Source organism: Streptomyces sp. Tu 2975 (assembly GCF_009832925.1).
GTDB lineage: Bacteria > Actinomycetota > Actinomycetes > Streptomycetales > Streptomycetaceae > Streptomyces.
In genome coordinates this window covers 631,229-650,418 of record NZ_CP047140.1, presented here as the reverse complement: position 1 = coordinate 650,418, position 19,190 = coordinate 631,229, and the positions used below count along the sequence as shown (strand labels likewise).

Genomic DNA, 19,190 nt, shown 5'->3' with positions numbered 1-19,190 from the left:
GAGGAGGACCGGCGGCGCCCCGCGGCACCCGGTCGGCGTCGACGCACGGCGAGAGCCCGTCGCCTCGGCGGCACCGCCCCGAGCACGCTCGTGCGCGCCGGACGCATCCGGGCCCACCACCCGGGCGCGGCCGCCCTCGCCGACGCCCTCTTCCGCGCTGAACGCACCCCGCACTGCCTGCACTGGTTCTGACCGAAAGCCATGATGCCGAGCGGTCGGCCTCACCGTCGAATGCCTTGTTCGCCAAGGACTTCGGCGCATGCGCATCGTGGCAGACAGTAGAGTCACAACGTGACCGCCCTGCCGGAAGACCGGACGCCACTCATCAGCGAAGACGAACGTGACACGGCCGTGCGGCGTCTGAGTGAGGCGTACGCCGAAGGGCACATGTCCCACGAGGACCTGGAGGGCCGCCTCCACCAGGTGCTCACCGTCAGGACGCGCAGCGAACTCGTGGCGGCTCTGGCTTCGCTCCCGGAGGAGAACGCGGGCACCACGTCCACGATCTCCGCGGCCGCCGGACGGATCCGGCGGCGCGGCGTATGGCGGGTACCTCGGAGCCTGAAGGTCGAGTCCCCGTTCGCAAGTGTGCACTTGGACCTGTCCCGTGCGGTCATCGAGCATTCGGTGGTCGACATCGAGCTGCAACTCGGCACCGGCAGGGCCAAGATCACGGTGCCTCGGGACGCGATCGTCGACCTCGAGGATCTGCGCACGGGGTGGAAGGACTCGCTCTACAGGACCCGGCGGCGCTCGCGCCCCGGCGGGCCGAGGATCCGGATCTTCGGGACCATGGGGTTCGGACGGTTGAAGATCCGCCACGCCCGCCGTTGAGCTTCCGTCCGCCCCCAGGCCCACCTGTCCTGCACTTCTTCGTTGGCGCTCGACTGCCCATGCCGTGGCCGCGCCGTGCGGTCGAAGCCCTACTCGTTCGAGCCGGGGCGACGCCTCGGGACGCGGGCGGATTCTCTTCCGGACCGGCGGTGTCGAAGCTCTCGGCAGTCGGAGGCCTTCGACGAAGGTTTCGAAGTCCGCGGCCAGATCGAGTTCGGATCCCCCGTCCACGTCGCAGGAACGAGGACGGCAAACGGGCCCCGAGCCGAATCTCGGCGTCCTGGACAGCCGCGTCGGTCAACGGGGGCTGGACCCCATGGAGGCCGTCATCCCCGAACGTCGCCTCGACCTCGTCGAATTGCGCCACACAGGCAACTTACGGACGCTGCACGGCGTTCCTTTCGAGGCCCATAGCGCATGGTGCAGGCCCGTTCCACCGCGCCGGAGTCGTCCGACGGGTGGGCCGTCCGGGCGCGCAGCGAAAGTCGACGCAAGCCACGGCGTAGGTGGTGTCAGTGGGGGAGTGGCAGGACCGCGGACACCGTCTTGCCGCCCGGCCGGATGCGGACCTGTACCTCCGCGGACAGTGCCCGCACCAGGTGCCAGCCGAACCCACCGGGCCGCCCCACGTCCCGCGACAGCGGACGCGGGGCGACGCGGCTGGGATCGTCCACCGACACGGTCACCGTTCCGGGGCCGGCCACCAGGCGGAACCGGGTCACGCCGCCGGCATGCCGCAGCGCGTTGGTGACCAGTTCCGACACCACCAGCAGCACCGCATCCACCTCGGGCCTGCTTGCAGGGGCGACCGCGGCGAGAAATCCCCGTGTCGCATCCCTGGCCCGTTCCGCGGTCTGCGGGCGGGCCGTCAGGGACTCGCTGTCCGCCTCGGATGACTGCATGATCACAAACCCTCCGTCGGTCGGAGCTCTTCGACCTTGAATCGCATGCCCTGAGATATCCCGGTCATCCCTGGATGCCCCCGAATGCGCCCGCCACACGCCCGCACGCCCGCATGCCCGCAAGCCGGAGCCGGAGCCGGAGGCGCGGGCGGTCGCCGTCGTAGGCGTCTGGCGAGGGTGCAGGCGGGCGGTGAGGACCACCCGGGCGAACGTGGTCCCGCTGAACGCCCCGCTGCAGCAGGGCCGCTCGGCGGTGGCGCCAGACAGGGGTTCGATGGTGCCGGACCCTCACTCGAGTGGCGCTGGCGTGGTGCCATCGCAACGCCATTGCAGGCCCTCGTGTGGCGCCGTGACACGCCAATTCGCTGAAAAACCCTAGGTCAGAGGAATAGGTGCCACTGCGGAGCCAATGTGGCTCGCCATGGCGCCATCGATGTGCCATCATGGCGTCATGGACCTCACGCCCTACGTCGACAACCTCCGGCACGAACTCGCCGTCGCGGCGGACGCCGGCGGTGACGAAGCCCGCGCCCTCGCCGAGCGGCTCACCGCCCCCTTGAGTCCGCCACCCGGCTCACCCTGCTCAACGCGCTGTCCGCAGCCATGGGTGAGGTCACCCGGGAGCTGGCGCCCGGCTCGGTCGACGTGCGGCTGCGCGGGCTCGACCCCGAGTTCGTGGTGACGCCACCGCCCGCACCCGAGCCCTTCCGGGAGGCGCAGGTGCCGGTCGCGGCACCCGCCGCGCCCGTGCCGCCATCGATGCCGGCGGACGCCGACGACGGCGCCGTGGCGCGGATCAACTTCCGCCTCCCCGCCCACCTCAAGGCCCGCGCCGAGGACGCCGCCGCGGCGGAGGGCCTGTCGGTCAACGCCTGGCTGGTACGGGCCGTCTCCACCGCCCTCGACGGCGGGGAGCGCGTGAGCCCGCCGGGCCGCGGCAAGGACTCGGGCGGCCGGGGCTTCACCGGCTGGGTCCGCTAGGGCCACCGGCCCGCCTGCCCCACTTCACCGGCGGATCGCTGATCCCGCCGACGTCACACAGCACCCGCCTCACCGGCGGGATCACCCACCAAGCCAAGAGGACGGGACAGCCATGCCTGCTTTCGACACACCCGAACCGATCTCCGCCGTCCTCGAGTTGGAGGTCGGCACCGCCCGCCTCATCGCGGGCAAGCGCACCGACACGGTCGTGGAAGTCCTGCCGCGCAACGGCTCCGACGACAACGACGTACGCGCCGTGCAGCAGACCCAGGTCACCTTCTCGGGCGGCCGGCTGACGGTCAGGACTCCCAAGAAGCGGTCCCTGTTCGGCAAGCCGGGCGCCATCGAGGTGAGCATCGAGCTGCCCGCGGGATCGGATGTCCGGGGCACCACGGCCATGGGCGGCTTCTTCTGCGAAGGCCGCCTCGGCGAGGTCGTGCTCAAGACCTCGCTCGGCGACCTCCAGGCCGACGAGGTGACCGGCGCCGACCTCAAGACGGACCACGGCGACATCCGTCTGGCCCGCTCGACGGGGGACATCGAAGTCATCGGCGCGGGCCGGATCGAGATCGGCACCGTCGCCGGCGCGGCGACCGTCAAGAACGGCAACGGCCCGACCGAGGTCCGCGAGGTCACCGGCGGCCTGAAGACCAACGCGGCCAACGGCGACGTCTCCGTGGGGATCGCGCACGGCAGCGTCGACGCCAAGTCCGCCAACGGCCGGATCGAGATCGGCGTCGCCCACGCCGGTGTCGAGGCGGTGTCCTCCAACGGCCGCATCCGCGTCGCCGACGTCACCCGCGGCCGTATCGACCTGCGAACCTCCGTCGGCGACCTCGAAGTGGGCATCCACCGGGGCACCGCCGCCTGGCTCGACGTGCACACCAAGTACGGCACGGTACGCAACTCGCTCGGCTCCTCCGCCGGCCCCGGGGACGCCGACGAGACCGTCGAGGTGCACGCCCGGGCCGGGGTCGGCGACGTCGTCGTCCGCCGCGCCTGACCGGGCCCCCCGACCACCCACCCCGAAGGGAATGCGGCATGACTGCCACCCATCCGTCCGCGCCGATCACCGCGAACGCACCGGCGCCGGCGATCACCGCCACCGGACTGCGCAAGTCCTACGGCGACAAGCTCGTGCTCGACGGCATCGACCTGAACATCGCCGAAGGCACCGTCTTCGCTCTGCTCGGGCCGAACGGCGCCGGCAAGACCACCACGGTGGAGATCCTCTCCACGCTCATCGACGCCGACGCGGGCGAGGCCTGGGTCGCGGGTCGCCATCTGGCCAGGGCCGCCGACGCGGTGCGCTCCGTGATCGGTGTCACCGGCCAGTTCTCTGCCGTCGACAATCTGCTGACCGCCGAGGAGAATCTGCTCCTCATGGCCGATCTGCACCACCTGGACCGGAGTGAGGGCAAGCGGCGGGCCAAGGACCTGCTGCGCCGCTTCGACCTGTCCGAGGTGGCGGGGAAGACCACCGCCACCTTCTCCGGCGGCATGCGGCGCAAGCTCGACCTGGCGATGACCCTGATCGGCGATCCGCGGATCATCTTCCTCGACGAGCCCACCACCGGACTCGACCCGCGCAGCAGGCGCACCATGTGGGAGATCATCCGCGACCTCGTCACCGACGACGGCGTGACGATCTTCCTGACCACCCAGTACCTCGAAGAGGCCGACCAACTCGCCGACCGGATCGCGGTGCTGGACCACGGCCGGCTGATCGCCGAGGGAACCGCCGACGAGCTGAAGCAGCGCATCCCCGGCGGCCACATCCGGGTACGGTTCGCCGACACCCGGAGCCTGGACAGCGCCGCGGGCATCTTCGGTATCGCGACGCGCGACGAGGACTCCCTCACCCTGCAGATTCCCAGTGACGGCTCCATCCCCAACCTGAGGGCCGTCCTCGACACCCTGGAGGCCACCGGCATCCAGGCCGAGTCGCTCACCGTGCACACCCCCGACCTCGACGACGTCTTCCTGACGCTCACGGGTCAGCCCCGCCCCACCGGCGTCGTCGCATCGCCCGAGGAGAACGCCTGATGGCCACCATGTCCTACGCCGCACGAGACTCCAGGACGATGCTGCGGCGCAACCTCAAGAAGGCGCTGCGCTACCCGTCCCTGACGGTCACCGTCGTCGCGATGCCCCTGGTGATGCTGCTGCTGTTCAACTACGTCTTCGGCAGCGCCCTGGGCAACGGCATCAGCGGACTGCCCACCGGCAGCGGCGACTACATCGACTACCTGGCACCCGGCATCATCCTGATGGCCGCCACCTCCGGCGCCCTGACCACCGCGATCAGCGTGTGTGTCGACAAGACCGAGGGCATCGTCAACCGCTTCCGTACGATGCCGATCTCCCATGCCTCGTTCCTGACCGGCCATGTCGTGGGCAGCGTCATCCAGACCATGACCAGCATCACGCTCGTCATCGGCGTCGCCCTCCTGATGGGTTTCCGCCCCAGCGCGACGCCCGTCGAGTGGGTCGCCGCCATCGGCCTGCTCACGTTGCTCACACTCGCGCTCACCTGGATCTCCGCGGGCATCGGCCTGATTGCCAAGAACGTGGAGACCGCCAGCAACATCCCGATGCCGTTGACGTTCCTCCCGTTCATCGGCAGCGCCATCGTGCCGACCGAGTCCATGCCCACCGGCCTGCGCTGGTTCGCCGAGTACCAGCCCTTCACTCCGATCATCGAGACCCTGCGCGGTCTGTGGCTCGGCACAGAGATCGGCTCCAGCGCGGTCGTCGGCCTCGCGTGGTGCGTGGCGCTCTCCCTGGTCGGTTACGTGTGGGCGCGCCGCACCTTCAAGGCCGGCATCAAGCGGTAACCGCCGCTCTTCCGGGTCCACTTCCCCGCCTCGTACACCTGCACCCCGCCCGACGATCGCAGGAGGAATCATGTCGCACGACCAGACGGCCGCCGACAGCGCCGCCGACACCACCGTCGAAGAGCCGCCCACCCTGCCCACCGAACGGCGCACCGGCTGCCCCTTCGACCCGCCCGCCGAACTCACCGCGCTCAGCGACCAGCCGCTGCGCCGCATGCGCTACGCCGACGGACACATGGGCTGGCTGGCCACGGGACACGCCGCCGCCCGCACGATCCTGTCCGATCCGCGCTTCAGCTCACGCTACGAACTCCTGCACCTGCCCGTGCCGATGGAGGGCGTGGCGGGCGAGCTGCCGCCGGCGCCGGTCGGCGACATCATCGGCCTCGACGCCCCTGAGCACACCCGGTACCGGCGCCTGCTCACCGGAAAGTTCACCGTCCGCCGCATGCGTCAACTCACGCAAAGGGTTCAGCAGTTCACCACCGAGTGCCTGGACGCCATGGAGAAGGCCGGGCCCACGGCCGACCTGGTGACTGCGTTTGCGCAGCCCGTACCCGCGCTCATGATCTGCGAGCTGCTCGGTGTGCCGTACGCCGCCCGGGAGCGCTTCCAGAGCCAGGTGGGGACCCTCTTCGACCAGACGGCGGACGCGGAGGCCAAGGGCGAGGCCTACATGGCGCTGCTCCGATACCTGAACGAACTGGTCCTCGCCAAGCGCGCCGAGCCCACCGACGACCTGCTCAGCGATCTGACCACCTCCGACCTCACCGACGAGGAGCTGGCCGGGATCGGCGGGCTGCTGCTCGCTGCCGGTCTCGACACCACCGCGAACATGCTCGGCCTCGGCACCTTCGCCCTGCTGAGCAACCCCGGCCAACTCGAGGCCCTGCGCGCCGATCCCGCACTCGCCGGACAGACCGTCGAGGAACTGCTGCGCTACCTCAGCGTCGCCGACCCGCTGCCGCGGGCGGCGCTCGAGGACGTCGAGGTGGAGGGCCGGCTCATCAGGGCGGGGGAGACGGTGACCATTTCCGTGCAGGCGGCCAACCGCGACCCGCACAAGTTCCCGGACCCCGACCGGCTCGACATCCGCCGCAAGGGCGCCGGGCACCTGGCGTTCGGCCACGGCGCGCACCAGTGCCTGGGCCAGCAACTCGCCCGCGTCGAGATGGCCGTCGCGTTCCCGGCTCTCTTCGCCCGCTTCCCCACCCTGCGCCTCGCGGTGCCGCCGCAGGAGGTGCCGTTGCGCGACCGCTCCAACATCTACGGTGTGATCAGCCTGCCGGTCACCTGGGGCGAGGAGTAGCCCATGAGCGACCCACGAGAGCCGCTGCGTCTCGGCGTCGACCGTGACCGCTGTGCCGGCGCCGGTATGTGCGCCCTGACGGCTCCGGAGGTTTTCGACCAGGACGACGAAGAAGGCCTGGTGGTGCTCCTGCGCCCCGCGCCGGCCCCCGAGCAGCGGGCCGCCGCCCGGATGGCCGTCGGCCTCTGCCCCGCCGGAGCCATCGCCCTCGACTCCCCGGACTCCACTGCCCCGTAGTGCCCACGTCGCTGCCCGGACCGAGAACCCCGCACCGCGCACCGGTGGGGGGCTCTCGTGTGTGCGGACCGTCGCAGAGCGCCGGAAGCTGGTCGGGGTGTCCTCTGCCGGAACAGCGGGACTGCGTCACGAAACGACGGCAGAGCTCGTGTCCCGGCCCCGTGCCGAGCGCCCCGCGTCGCCCGGCGGTCAGAATGCGCGGCCCGGCGGTCTCGAGCCTTGCGGTTCGAGATCACCGCCCGCCGGCTGGTGGGCGGCGGTCATGACCGCGGTCGTCGTCAAACGAATGACGGAGAGGGGGAGTACGCCTTCCCAGCCCAGGAGCCTTATGGCGACGGTGCCGCTCGCGTCCGTTCGGATCTCGAGGCCCAGAGTGTCCGTGCTGTTCCATGTCGCTTCGCGGTTGTCCATGGTCAAGGATGGCGCTGACGAGCCCTCCTGCGGTGAGGCACGCCGATGACATCACGCGAGAACGGGTCGCGCCGACTGCGTGACCACCCTGCGCCGGTACGCCGGGCGCACTCGTCCACGACGCACCAGTGCCGTCCGGGTCCTGCGCCAGCCGTACCGAGCCTCGGAGCCGACCTGCCCGGCTCAGGGGACCTCGGCCCGGTGCTCCGCCAGCACGCCGGTGCGGTGCCTCTGCACGAACCAGTAGTAGGCAAATCCGCCGAGGGCCACGATGCCGATGAACAGGAACGCCCCCCAGCGCAGGTACCAGTGTTGCGGACCCGTCGCGTTGTACACCTCGGCGCGCGGCCAGGCCAGGTTCAGCGACATCGCGGCGCCCCACAGTACGGCGAGGACGTTGATCGGCAGGCCGAACCGGCCCAGCGAGAACCGGCCCTCCTTCGCATGCCACTCGCCGCGCAGCCGCTGGATCAGCATCGGCACCGTCACCAGCAGGTACGCGACGTAGATCATGATGATCGCGATGCTGGTGATCACGGAGAAGATCTGCGGCTGGTCGATGTTGACGACGAGGATGATCACGCCGACGGTGCCGATCACCACGGCTGGGATGACCGGCGTCCGGAAGCGGGGACTGACCTTGGCCAGTACCGAACCGGCCGGCAGGTTGTTGTCCCTGGCCATCGCGAACATCAGGCGGATCCCGGCGGCGTGCACGGCCAGCACGCACACGGTGATGGCGACGACGACGCACCACAGGAAGATCTCACCGATCGTCGGGCCGAGGGTCTCGAGCACCACGTACTGCAGTCCGCCGGTGGACAGCTCCTTGGCGTGCAGATCGGGCACGGCCATCAGCGCGAACAGCAGGATGAAGCCGCCGATGAGGAACGAGGCGATGAGTGCCCGCAGGATCGCGCGCGGGGCGTTGCGTCCCGGGTCGTGTGATTCCTCACCCAGCGACGAGGCGGTGTCGAAGCCGTACATCACGTAGGCAGACGCCAACGAAGCAGTGAGGAACGCGCCGAAGTAGCCGAGGCTCGATCCGCTGCCCAGCCCGTACGTCTCGGTGAGCACGCTGCTCGGGCCACGGGTGATGTGCGCCGCGAGGAAGACGATCAGGGCGACGGCCGCGATCAGTTCGATGAAGACACCGGCCGAGTTGATCCGCGCCATCAGCTGTACGCCGAACGCGTTGACCAGCGTGGAGAAGAGGATCAGGACGGTGCCCAGCAGGACCGCGTTGGCGGCCGCGTCGCCCGGCTGGCTGCCGTCGCCGACGAACTGGAACCAGTCGTCGATCTGCGGCAGCGTGATCTGGTAGGCCAGGGCGACGGCAGAAAGAGTCACCATGGTGGCGGTCATCATCATCCAGCCGCCGAGCCAGCCCACATGCGGGCCGCCCATCTTCTTCGCCCAGTTGTAGACCGAGCCAGCGACCGGGTAGCGAGCCGCCAGCTCGCAGAAGCACAGGGCCACCATCAGCTGGCCGGTGAACACCATGGGCCAGGACCACCAATAGGCCGGTCCGCCGAAGCTGACGCCGAAGTAGAACAGCTGGAAGGTGCCGGTGAGGATCGAGATGTAGCTGATCCCGGCGGCGAACGTGTGGAAGTTGCCGAGCGTGCGTTTCAGTTCCGGCCGGTATCCCATCTCTGCGAGGGAATCGTCGCCTTGTACCGCTTCCCGCCCGCCGGCGGGCTCCGCTCCGGTGCTCACGAGAACCACCTCTGGGGAGCGGGCGAGAGCCTTCGCCAGACGTGTTTTGCCTCCTGGTACTCCGCGAGCCCCGCCGGGCCGAGCTCGCGGCCGAAGCCGGACTGTTTCATGCCACCCCACTCGGCCTGGGGGACGTAGGGATGGAAGTCGTTGATCCACAGCGTGCCCGCCCGGACGCGCGAGGCGACCCGGTGCCCGCGGTCGGTGTCCTCGGTCCACACCGCACCCGCGAGGCCGTAGACGGTGCTGTTCGCCAGTGCCACCGCCTCTTCCTCGTCGCGGAAGCGCTCGACGGTCAGTACCGGACCGAAGGATTCGTCGCGGATCACGGACATGTCCGCGTGACATTCGTCCAGGACGGTCGGCAGGTAGTAGAAGCCGTTCTGAAGCTCCGGTTGCTGCGGTCGCTCGCCGCCGCAACGCAGCACGGCGCCCTCGGCGAGCCCGGCGGCAACGTACGCCTCGATCTTTTCGCGGTGGGCGGCGGAGATCAGTGGGCCCGTGCGGGCGTTCTCGTCGAAGGGACCGCCGAGCGGGATACGCTGCGCCTGCTCGACGATCTCGGCGACGAACGAGTCGTGCAGGTCGTCCTGCACCAGCAGCCGTGCGCCGGCCGAGCAGACCTGGCCCGAGTGCAGGAACACCGCCATCAGGGCGTGGTCGACCGCCGCTTCGATGTTCGCGTCGGCGAAGACGATGTTGGGATTCTTGCCGCCGAGTTCCAGGGCCACCTTCTTCACGGTCGGGGCGGCTGCCGCCATGATGCGACGCCCGGTGACCAGACCCCCGGTGAACGACACAAGGTCGACGCGGGGATCCTCGGTGAGCGGCGCACCTGCGGTCGGCCCGGCGCCGAGCAACAGGTTGGCGGTCCCGTCGGGCAGACCGGCCTCGGCGAGCAGCCGCATCAGCATCACAGCGGTGTGCGGGGTCAGCTCGCTGGGTTTCAGCACGAACGTGTTGCCGGCCGCGAGCGCGGGCGCCACCTTCCACGCGGTCTGCAACAGCGGATAGTTCCACGGCGTGATCAGGGCGCAGACGCCCACCGGCTCGTGGACGACCCTGCTGTCGACGCCCGCGTCCCCGGTGTCGACCACCCGGTCGCCACCGCCGGCCGCGATCAGGTTGCCGAAGTAGCGGAAGCAGTTGGCGATGTCGTCCATGTCGTAGGCGCTCTCGACGAGACGCTTGCCCGTGTCGAGGGATTCCGCACGGGCGAAGGCGTCCTTGTCGCGTGCCAGCAGCTCGGCGGTGCGCAGCAGCAGGGCTCCGCGTTCGGCGGCCGGGGTACGAGGCCATGGGCCGCGGTCGAATGCTTCACGGGCGGCGGCGACCGCCGCGGCGGCGTCCTTGGGTCCCGCCTCGTCGACCGTCGCCACGAGCGAGCCGTCGGCAGGGCAGCGGATCTCCCGCGTCCCGCCTTCCGCCGCGGCGGTCCAGGCACCACCGATGAACAGATCCCGCATGGGCGGCCTCCGTGCTTGTGCAGGCGTCACCCGCGCGTGTGCGGGGACACAACTACTGACGGTAGCCGGGGTGGCCGGACGTCGCAGCGCGACGGGCCGGTCCTCGCACGGCGGCTCCGCTCGTCGGTACGAATGGCTCTTGGCATTGCGGCGCGTCCGAACGGCCGGGTAGCCGGCCTCCGACTCAGGGCACCCTGTACGTGTCACCTGATGAAGTAGGCCATTCGAACGCAACGAGGTTCGGTGTGCCCGTGGTGTGGACCTGGTCGCTCGCTTACGGCAGCGGTGAGGGGCGGTCAGGCGGTCGTGCGTGACAGGTGGTCGGGCCGGGACTTCCAGGAACCGGCTCGCCGAGCATCGGCCGGAAGGCACGGAGCCTGCGCCGGTGGTGCTCGGCGAAGGAGCACCGACCGGCCAGGTATTCCCGCAGGTGGCGCGCCTCTGACGTCCACCACAACGTCACCAGCTTCTCCGGTGGAGCCTCGCGTCAGGCGCGGCTTGGACGATCTGGCCGATCGTTACCAACACCGCGCTTCGGTGATCGACAAGGTGCCGTCCTGATCGAAGAAGATCACACCTGTCATAGGGTGAGCATCTCGTGGCGCCCGTCCCTGACGCAGAAGGGAGCGCCCTGACATTGTCGTCCCGTCGGCCACGGGCCCAGCGGCTCGACCGGAGCATCGGCGACACCGAATCGCGGCACCTGGGGGCAGCAATGGGGTACAGCGGGTCAACGCAAGCGCGCCCGGAGCGCACACGTGCCGAGCGGCTGACCGAAGGACTGATCGTCGCCGTGGCGGCGGTCCTGTCGCTCGGGCTGCTGGCCGGACCGGCAGTCGTTTTCGGCACGACTGCCTGGCACCTGGTCACCGACACGGGCACCACCGCGTTCAGCCGGCTCTTGGCGCCGGTGGTCTGCCTCGCGCTCGTGGCGCTGCCGTTCGTCCTGGCCCGCGTGGCGTTCCGCTCGAGCCGGCGCAAGGACAGAGAGCGGCTGACGGCGGCGGTCCCGGCAGTGCTGACGCTGCTCGGCGCGTCCGTCGTGCCGTTCGTGGCACTGTGCATGATCTTCGTGTACGCGGACTGACGTGGTGAAGGCCGCGTACGCGGTGGTCAGCAAGGCCAAGGCCGCCGGCGTGAGGGTCGAGCAGACAGGAGGTGGCCCTGACGCCGACCGATCACGGTCGCGGCGATGAGTCCTCCCGGCCCGGAGAGTCTCACCATCGTTATCGCCCCATCGCCATCGCCATCGCCCCATCGCAGGAGGAACGCGTGACTCAGCTACTGAGAGTCCAGAACTTCAACGTCTCGAGTGACGGCATCGGTGCCGGTGAGGACCAGACGCTCGAGAGGCCGTTCGGTCATGTCGACCCCGGGAGGCTGTTCGCCTGGGCCGGCGCCACGGCGAGCTGGCCCATGCGCACGGAACCCGGTGGGAGCCGGGGCCTGGACGACTACCTCACGCGGGACTACGCCCGCAACATCGGCGCCGAAATCATGGGCCGCAACAAGTTCGGGCCCCAGCGCGGTCCCTGGCAGGACCATGAGTGGCAGGGCTGGTGGGGTGACGAGCCCCCGTTCCACACCCCGGTGTTCGTCCTGACCCACCACAAGCGTCCTTCGTTCACGCTTTCCGACACCACGTTCCACTTCGTCGACGGCGACCCCGCCACGGTCCTCGAGCAGGCCCGGGAGGCGGCTCAGGGCAAGGACGTCCGACTGGGCGGCGGGGCCACCACCATCCGGCAGTTTCTCGACGCGGACCTCGTCGACACCCTGCACGTGGCGGTCTCGCCGGTGAAGCTCGGGTCCGGGGTGCGGCTCTGGGAGTCGCCCGATGAGCTGCTCGACCGCTTCCATCTGGACGTCGTTCCCAGCCCGAGCGGGGTGACGCACCACCTGTTCTGGCGCAAGTGACCGGTCCTCAGGGCGGGCCCCGGCCGGCTGTTCCGCTTTCCGGGGCTGCACTGAGGCGGGCCGTCGAGTCACGCCCCGGGCGGGCCCCCATCGGAGGCCCCGCTTGGTCGCCCTCGGCTGTCGGCCCGCCCGGCTGCCGATCAGGCTCAGACGTGCGTGAGGAGGCGCTCCAGCGGCCGGGGAACGCGCTCGAGGTCCAGGTGAGCGATCAGCGCCTGCGCGTAGAGCGCCTTGCGGCCGCTGTGCGTGCCCATGAAGCGCCGCAGTTGGTGCTCCACGGGCCGTTCCCGCTGTGCCGGCTGGCCCTGGAAGGTGTGGAAGGGGCGCATCTCGCCCTGGTCCTCGATCACTTGCTGCACTCCGTCGGCCCCGAGAGCGCGGATCAGCTCGTCCTCCAGGTCCGCGACGCACACATGGAACCCGAGTGTCTCCAGTCCGGTGTAGGTGAGACCGGACCCGAGCCCGACCCGCTCCAGATGACGCCGGAAATGCCGCTCCTCGCCGATGTCGCAGAGGCCCGCCAGGGGGAGGCCGAGCCCCGGAGGACCGGACAGGTCGAGGAAACGCCCGATGTTCGTCGCACCTCCGAGCGGCACCACCGCGACGCCCTCCGCGTCGAGGTCGCGGCCGTGACGCGTGGCCAGCGCTTCGAGCGCGACCTGGTCACTGCTGCCCTCGACGAGCACGATCGTCCGCACACCGCCGGCCAGTTCCCGCGCCACGGCGGCCGCCGAATCCGCCCCCGCTCCGCCGGCCGCCCACGCGACCAGCGCCAGGCGGAATCGCCTCAACTCGTCCACGAGACCTCGCTTTCCGACGCCATCCTGGCACGGCGGAGATCCCGTACGCACGTACGTTTTCCGTGGGTGACGGCTCAATGTGGGCAAGCATCCGCGGTCCAGAGGTCCCGGTAGTGGTCCCGGACCTCGGGGCGTTGTCGGAAACCGGCCGACGTGTAGGTGGCGACGGCGCCGACATTGGAGCTCGGGGTGCAGACGAGCGCGCTCGACGAGCCCAGTTCCTGGAGTGCGGCCGCCGCGGCGACGCTGATCGCCTTGCCGTAACCATGACCGCGATGTTCCCGGTGCACGCCCATCGGCTCGAGCAGGCCGGGCTTCCCCGGACCGGCCGACCACACCGTCACCGCCGCCACCGCGTTGCCCTGGCCGTCGTACGCGACGAGGCACCGGGCGTCGGCGTACGGCAATCCGGCCGCCATCGCGTGCCAGCGCTCGTCCGTGAACCTCGACCCGTCGAACGCCGCCCGTTGTACGGCGGCGAACACGTGCGCCTGCTCCGGCCCGATCGGCTGGATCCGCACGCCCGGGTCGTTCACCGGCTCCGTGAGGTCGCGGCGCAGCGGCGTCCACGGCTCGTCGGCGTTCCAGCCGCCCTCGAACAGCAGATCGTGGAGCAGAGCACCCGTCGGCGCCTCGATGTTCGCCCTCCCCTGGGGCAGCACGCCACGCTCCGGCTCGGTCACGTCGTCGACCAGCTTCCGCGCCAGTTCCTCGTCCCGCAGAGCGTCCGGCGCGATCGTCAGCCGCAGCAGCCCGGGACCGTCCAGCAGCCCCACGGCGAGAATCCGTCCGTCCCGGCTCCACGTCCTGACCGCGGCGGCGGTCGCTTCCGCACCTGACCGCCAGAACCAGCCCAGGTCCCCGGGATGCAGTTGCATCGGCGCCCCGTCGTACTGCCACTCCCGCAGCACGCCCACAGCCTCGCTCAACCCGTCGATGCCCGGCATGCTCAGCACAATCGCCATACCCCTGATCACACACCACCGCGCCGCCGGTCCGCACCCGGTTTCCGGGCACCGGCATGGTGGGGTCCGGGGCGGTCTAGGCGGCGTCGGTCCTGTGCGGTGCGGCGTCCGACTCCGGGCGCCGCAGGCGTGCTTCGACCCGGCCGTCGGCGATACGGGTGTCGAAGGCGGGCTGCGGTGCCGTCGCGGGGCCGCGTACGTTCCACCCGTCGGCCAGGCGGAACACGCTGCCGTGCCAGGGACAACGGACGCAGCCGTCACTGATCGTTCCTTCGGACAACGGGCCGCCCATGTGACTGCACACGTCGGCCAGAACGTGCACGGTGTTGCCGCTCTCGCGCACCACGAGGACCGGCACGTCGTCGACGTGGCGGCGGACCGCCCGGCCGACGGGGAAGTCGGCGACGGCGCCGATCTCCTGCCATCCGGACTTCACGAGATGGGGGACCGCTTCCGCGTGGTTGGCGCCCGATGCCTGCCGGTAGGCCAGATGGCCGCCGAGCGCGCCCCCGAGACCGACGGCCGCCAGGCCCGCGAACCCGAGGGCCTTTCCCAGCTGGGGGCGACCCTGTGTCCGGGCGGTGAACGACCCCACATACAGCACCACGGCCGTGACGTTCGTGGCCGCGTGGACGAGCCCCACCCGCATCTGCTGTCGCTGTAGATCCGCCCAGTCGACCCAGCCCGCCACGGCCGCCGGGGGCACCGCGGCAAGCCCCACCCCGATCAGGGCGCGTGCTCCACGGCGCTGCCCCGGCAGCAGGTCGAGCACAGCCGCGGAGAACCAGCTGCCGATCGGCACCTGCACCAGCAGGGGATGGACGGGATGTCCCAGCCATCGGCCGTGCAGGAAGTCCCTGCCGCGTCCCAAAGGAAGCCCGTGCACGGCCCGCTGGACACGGTCGATCACCCGGTCGTTGCGCGGATCGCGCTCCAGGCGGTCCATCGCCGCGAGGAACCGGCCGGGGCCTGCGGACGACGAGAAGAAACGCTTTCGGGGTTCGGACCGATCGCTGCGCGGTGATTCGTCCCATCGGTTCATAGGACCTGAGTAACCACGGGCGGACGCACGAAACTGCATCCGGGGGAGCCCTCAGGAAGCAGCAGCGCCGCGGGCAGCCGCGCAGTTCACCCCCGGGTGCCGCCGGTGCGAACGCCCGGAGCGTGTGGTGCCTCGGTCCATGGGTACGCGGCCAGGGCCCCGGACGACGATGCAGCCGTGGACCGTCCATCACAGAAGGGAAGCGTGGCATGTCCGATCAGGAGAACGAATCCGTGACTCCGGAACCGGAAGAGGAGCCGGACTTCGCGGACGAACACTCTCGCCCCACATTTGCCGATGAGCCGTCGACGGAGAACCCCGACGAGTCGGTTCCCTCAGGAGAGGGCGGCGACGGGGGAATGGACCCGGCCTGAAAGGCCGAGTCCCGGTCACGATCGTAGAATGAGGCGCATGGCACAACGGCCGTCAGAGAAGCCGCGACTGTTGTCGGGTGGCAATCCGCAGATTCCGAAAGGCGACGGCGACGCGCCCGTCCAGGCATATATCGACGCGATGCCGGGCTGGAAACGCGATGTCGGCCGCCACTTGGACGATCTCATCGTGCGGACCGTCCCCGGGGTGCGCAAGGCGGTCCGCTGGAACTCGCCCTTCTACGGCATTGAAGGCAACGGATGGTTCCTCGCTCTCCACTGCTTCACGAAGTACGTGAAGGTCTCCTGGCTCAACGGCTCGTCGCTGGACCCACTCCCACCGGGCGACTCGAAGCACGAACGCGTGCGCTACCTCGACATCCGTGAGGACGAGGACCTCGACGAGGAACTCCTCGCCGGCTGGATCCGTCAGGCGGCCGACCTGCCCGGTGACGATCTCTTCTGATGTCGACTCCGACTCATTGACTGTGCCGACTCCGACTCATGGTGACTGCGAGTTCAGTGACCCGCCCGTGCCCGCCTCGCCGCGAACCAGGCGGTGACGAGTGCCCCGCCCACTACCACGGTCGTCCGGACGCCTGAGCTTCCGGCGCCGGCTCCGACCAGGTCGCGAGCCCGGTCGAATGCGCTCAGCGGGACTCCGGCCAGCACGTTCGCGAAGGGGCGGCGGGGCACAGCCGGGTGGGGACGCGTAGGGGCGGTGCGCCGCACCGTCTCCCACGTGGTGCCCAGTCGCCTCAACCGTGCGTTGTCATGGCCGAGCGCCTCCTGCAGCCGAGGCAGGAGCAGTTCCTCCTCGTCGCGGATGTCCTGCCGTATGAGGGAGAAAGCCTGCTCGACGAGCTCGTCGTGGCGGGGGTCGGCCGGATCGGTGCGCTCGACGGCGGCGACCAGGTCGTTGATCTCCTGATGCTCCTGTTCGACCCGAGAGGTCAGTTCCTCGCCGTCGAACGCGAGCCGCCGCAGCGCGGGCCACAGCACGGTCTCCTCGGCGAAGGCGTGGCTGAAGGTCAGCTGGATGATGTCCTTCAGCGCTTGCTGCCGCTCCTCCGGCGGCCGGCTGCCTGACACGTAGCGGTTCATGAGGTGGTCGAGCTTGGCGTGGTCACGTCGCTGCCGGACCAGGACGCTGGCCTCGCCGCCGAGCTCCTCGACGCTCTGCTGTGTGATGGAGGTGGACATCGGGGCCTCCTCAGCCCGTGTGAGCCCGGGGCAGGTTCGTTCGGCGGGTCCCTCCGGGGTTCGTCGCCAACGCCGCCGGTTCCCCGGGTACCCAGGACGTTGCGAGGGCACTCCTTGCCGGGCCGTGCTCCGGCCGGCCGCTTCACCGAGCGGGCGGGCCCGTCGTCCCCGTGGGGAATTCCTCGACGCCCAGTACCAGCAGCAGATCCAGCCGCTCGCGGGCCTCGGCGTCCGCCGGAGTGAGCACCAGCAGCTGCTGACCCCGGTCGGGAGTCATCAAGGTCTCGCAGTCCATCAGCAGGCGGCCCACCCGCGGGTGCAGCACCGTCTTGCGGTCGGCGCGCCGGACGGCCACCTCGTGCTCGGCCCAGAGCCGGCGGAAGTCGGCGCTCGCGGCCTGCAAGCGGTCGACGAGCCCCGCGACCACGGGGTCGCCGGACCGGCGGCCGGCGGCCGCGCGCAGGTCCGCCACGAGCTGCCGGGCCTGGTGCTCGTGCTCCTCGGGCGGGTGGACGGCGCGGGCGGCGGGGTCGGTGAACCAGCGGTGCACGATGTAGCGCCGGTCGCCGGACAACCCGGTGTGGTCGCCCGTGAGCAGGACGGCTGCTCGGTTCTGGGCAAGGACCTCGCCCAGGTCGGACAGCACCAGGGCCGGAGTGTCGCCGAGCAGGTCGAGCATGCGCACCAGTCCGGCGCGGGCGAGGCGGGCCACCCCGTCCGCGGGCGGGGGCCGGTGGCCGGCCAGGTGGAAAAGATGGTCGCGCTCGTCGTCGGAGAGGCGCAACGCCCGGGCCAGCGCGCCGAGCAGCTGGGTCGAGGGCTGACTGCTGCGGCCCTGCTCAAGGCGTACGACGTAGTCCACCGACATACCGGCGAGCATGGCCACCTCTTCCCGGCGCAGGCCCGTGGTGCGGCGGCGCGGGCCGTCGGGGATGCCGACCTCGGCCGGGCGGATACCCTCGCGGCGGTGGCGCAGGAAGTCGGCGAGCTGGTCACGTTGCATGGCTCCATGGTCCCGCGCAGCGGGCGAGCCGATCCAGGGAGCGGCTCTCCCCTGATGAACGCTCCGCTCCCGTACGCCGCGGCGCACCCGCAAGGTGGGTGACGGATTCGACGACGAAGGAGAAACGCGATGCAGACACGAACCCTGGGCAGCACCGGCCCGGCCGTTTCCGCGCTGGGCCTGGGCGCGATGGGCATGTCGGACGCCTACGGCGCGACCGACCGCGCGGAGAACATCGCCACCGTGCACGCCTCGCTCGAGGCCGGCGTCACGCTCATCGACACCGGCGACTTCTACGCCATGGGCCACAACGAGTTGCTGCTCGCCGAGGCCCTGCGCGGGCGGGACCGGGACAGCTACCGACTGTCCGTCAAGTTCGGGATGCTGCGCGGACCGGGCCCCGACTTCGGCGGTGCCGACGCGCGTCCCGAAGCGGTGAAGAACTTCCTGGCCTACTCCCTGACCCGGCTGGGCACCGACCACATCGACATCTACCGTCCCGCCAGGCTGGACCCGGCGGTGCCGATCGAGGAGACGGTGGGGGCGATCAAGGAGATGATCGACGCCGGGTACGTGCGGCACATCGGTCTCTCGGAGGTCGACGCGGCGACGGTCCGCCGGGCGCACGCCGTGCATCCGGTCGCCGACCTGCAGATCGAGTATTCGCTGATCTCCCGCGCGGTGGAGGCGGACATCCTGCCCACGCTGCGGGAGCTCGGCATCGGTCTGACCGCGTACGGCGTCCTCAGCCGCGGCCTCATCTCCGGGCACTGGGCCGCCGGCCGCACCGCCGGCCCGGACGACTTCCGTGCATTCAGCCCGCGGTTCTCGAACGGGAACGTGGAACACAACCTCGCCCTCGTGGACGCCCTGCGCCAGGTCGCGGAGGCCAAGGGGTGCACCGTGGCCCAACTGGCCATCGCCTGGGTGGCCGCACAGGGTGAGGACATCGTGCCGCTGGTCGGCGCCCGCACCCGCGAACGGCTGGCCGAGGCTCTGCCCGCGATGGAGCTGACCCTCACCGCGGACGACCTCGCCGAGATCGAGAAGGCGGTGCCGCCGGGCGCGGCGCGCGGCGACCGGTATCCGTCCGCGTTCATGTCCGCGCTCGGGGTGGGGAACTGACTCCCGCTCTCCGGCGGCGCCCGGCACGGGAGCGCCGGGAAGCGCCTGTGCAAGGAGGCTCTGTCCCG

General features: G+C 70.5%; 18 protein-coding genes and 2 pseudogenes. 12 read left to right on the top strand and 8 right to left on the bottom strand.

Annotated features, from left to right (window positions below; genetic code table 11):
- Nucleotides 1-63: 63 nt before the first annotated feature.
- Nucleotides 64-192, top strand: a pseudogene (locus GLX30_RS02755) (GNAT family N-acetyltransferase); the annotation flags it as partial.
- Between the two features lie 99 nt (nucleotides 193-291).
- The gene (locus GLX30_RS02750) at nucleotides 292-834 is read left to right on the top strand and encodes a DUF1707 domain-containing protein (protein ID WP_159683086.1); all 543 of its coding nucleotides are present in this window, start codon (nucleotides 292-294) and stop codon (nucleotides 832-834) included.
- 512 nt (nucleotides 835-1,346) lie between these two features.
- Here the strand turns inward: GLX30_RS02750 and GLX30_RS02745 are convergent.
- Entirely contained in the window at nucleotides 1,347-1,736 is a 390-nt protein-coding gene (locus GLX30_RS02745) for an ATP-binding protein (protein ID WP_159683083.1), read from the bottom strand.
- A 451-nt stretch (nucleotides 1,737-2,187) separates the two neighbouring features.
- Here GLX30_RS02745 and GLX30_RS02740 point away from each other — a divergent pair.
- The 6 genes and pseudogenes from GLX30_RS02740 to GLX30_RS02715 all read left to right on the top strand — a co-directional run bounded on the left by GLX30_RS02740 (nucleotide 2,188) and on the right by GLX30_RS02715 (nucleotide 7,100).
- Nucleotides 2,188-2,717: pseudogene (locus GLX30_RS02740) on the top strand (hypothetical protein).
- Between the two features lie 112 nt (nucleotides 2,718-2,829).
- Nucleotides 2,830-3,720, top strand: a complete 891-nt coding sequence (locus tag GLX30_RS02735) for a DUF4097 family beta strand repeat-containing protein (protein ID WP_159683080.1) — start codon at nucleotides 2,830-2,832, stop codon at nucleotides 3,718-3,720.
- A gap of 38 nt (nucleotides 3,721-3,758) precedes the next feature.
- Nucleotides 3,759-4,763, top strand: a complete 1,005-nt coding sequence (locus GLX30_RS02730; RefSeq protein WP_159683077.1) for an ATP-binding cassette domain-containing protein — start codon at nucleotides 3,759-3,761, stop codon at nucleotides 4,761-4,763.
- Nucleotides 4,763-5,554 (top strand): ABC transporter permease, encoded by a 792-nt coding sequence (locus GLX30_RS02725; protein WP_159683075.1) that lies wholly within the window; start codon nucleotides 4,763-4,765, stop codon nucleotides 5,552-5,554. Before GLX30_RS02730 ends, GLX30_RS02725 begins: the two co-directional genes overlap by 1 nt.
- Nucleotides 5,555-5,624: 70 nt before the next feature.
- Nucleotides 5,625-6,863 (top strand): cytochrome P450, encoded by a 1,239-nt coding sequence (locus GLX30_RS02720; protein WP_159683072.1) that lies wholly within the window; start codon nucleotides 5,625-5,627, stop codon nucleotides 6,861-6,863.
- A 3-nt stretch (nucleotides 6,864-6,866) separates the two neighbouring features.
- Nucleotides 6,867-7,100, top strand: coding sequence for a ferredoxin (locus GLX30_RS02715; protein ID WP_208545343.1), 234 nt, complete (start codon nucleotides 6,867-6,869; stop codon nucleotides 7,098-7,100).
- Between the two features lie 594 nt (nucleotides 7,101-7,694).
- On the opposite strand, the gene GLX30_RS02710 is transcribed toward GLX30_RS02715, so the two are convergent.
- Both GLX30_RS02710 and GLX30_RS02705 read right to left on the bottom strand, forming a co-directional pair.
- Nucleotides 7,695-9,230, bottom strand: a complete 1,536-nt coding sequence (locus tag GLX30_RS02710) for an APC family permease (protein ID WP_159683070.1) — start codon at nucleotides 9,228-9,230, stop codon at nucleotides 7,695-7,697.
- Nucleotides 9,227-10,696 (bottom strand): aldehyde dehydrogenase family protein, encoded by a 1,470-nt coding sequence (locus GLX30_RS02705; protein ID WP_159683067.1) that lies wholly within the window; start codon nucleotides 10,694-10,696, stop codon nucleotides 9,227-9,229. The genes GLX30_RS02710 and GLX30_RS02705 overlap by 4 nt, the downstream gene beginning before the upstream one ends.
- Before the next feature lie 715 nt (nucleotides 10,697-11,411).
- Between GLX30_RS02705 and GLX30_RS02700 the strand changes: the two genes are divergently transcribed.
- Nucleotides 11,412-11,783, top strand: a complete 372-nt coding sequence (locus GLX30_RS02700) for a hypothetical protein (RefSeq protein WP_159683064.1) — start codon at nucleotides 11,412-11,414, stop codon at nucleotides 11,781-11,783.
- A 185-nt stretch (nucleotides 11,784-11,968) separates the two neighbouring features.
- Nucleotides 11,969-12,613, top strand: coding sequence for a dihydrofolate reductase family protein (locus GLX30_RS02695; RefSeq protein WP_159683061.1), 645 nt, complete (start codon nucleotides 11,969-11,971; stop codon nucleotides 12,611-12,613).
- Between the two features lie 146 nt (nucleotides 12,614-12,759).
- Here GLX30_RS02695 and GLX30_RS02690 read toward each other — a convergent pair whose 3' ends face one another.
- From GLX30_RS02690 to GLX30_RS02680, 3 genes are all read right to left on the bottom strand, one after another.
- Nucleotides 12,760-13,413 carry an ATP-dependent endonuclease gene (locus GLX30_RS02690; protein ID WP_159683058.1) on the bottom strand — a complete coding sequence of 218 codons (654 nt, stop codon included), beginning with the start codon at nucleotides 13,411-13,413 and terminating at the stop codon, nucleotides 12,760-12,762.
- 74 nt (nucleotides 13,414-13,487) lie between these two features.
- Nucleotides 13,488-14,378: a GNAT family N-acetyltransferase gene (locus GLX30_RS02685; RefSeq protein ID WP_159683055.1), complete on the bottom strand. Its 891-nt coding sequence runs from the start codon at nucleotides 14,376-14,378 to the stop codon at nucleotides 13,488-13,490.
- Nucleotides 14,379-14,454: 76 nt separating this feature from the next.
- Nucleotides 14,455-15,324 carry a Rieske (2Fe-2S) protein gene (locus GLX30_RS02680; protein ID WP_167306784.1) on the bottom strand — a complete coding sequence of 290 codons (870 nt, stop codon included), beginning with the start codon at nucleotides 15,322-15,324 and terminating at the stop codon, nucleotides 14,455-14,457.
- 507 nt (nucleotides 15,325-15,831) lie between these two features.
- On the opposite strand from GLX30_RS02680, the gene GLX30_RS02675 reads away from it, so the two are divergent.
- Entirely contained in the window at nucleotides 15,832-16,257 is a 426-nt protein-coding gene (locus GLX30_RS02675; RefSeq protein WP_244257971.1) for a DUF1801 domain-containing protein, read from the top strand.
- Nucleotides 16,258-16,310: 53 nt separating this feature from the next.
- On the opposite strand, the gene GLX30_RS02670 is transcribed toward GLX30_RS02675, so the two are convergent.
- Entirely contained in the window at nucleotides 16,311-16,994 is a 684-nt protein-coding gene (locus GLX30_RS02670; protein ID WP_159683046.1) for a hemerythrin domain-containing protein, read from the bottom strand.
- Between the two features lie 142 nt (nucleotides 16,995-17,136).
- The gene (locus GLX30_RS02665; protein WP_159683043.1) at nucleotides 17,137-17,997 is read right to left on the bottom strand and encodes a helix-turn-helix transcriptional regulator; all 861 of its coding nucleotides are present in this window, start codon (nucleotides 17,995-17,997) and stop codon (nucleotides 17,137-17,139) included.
- Between the two features lie 129 nt (nucleotides 17,998-18,126).
- On the opposite strand from GLX30_RS02665, the gene GLX30_RS02660 reads away from it, so the two are divergent.
- Nucleotides 18,127-19,122, top strand: coding sequence for an aldo/keto reductase (locus tag GLX30_RS02660; RefSeq protein ID WP_159683040.1), 996 nt, complete (start codon nucleotides 18,127-18,129; stop codon nucleotides 19,120-19,122).
- Nucleotides 19,123-19,190: the final 68 nt, after the last annotated feature.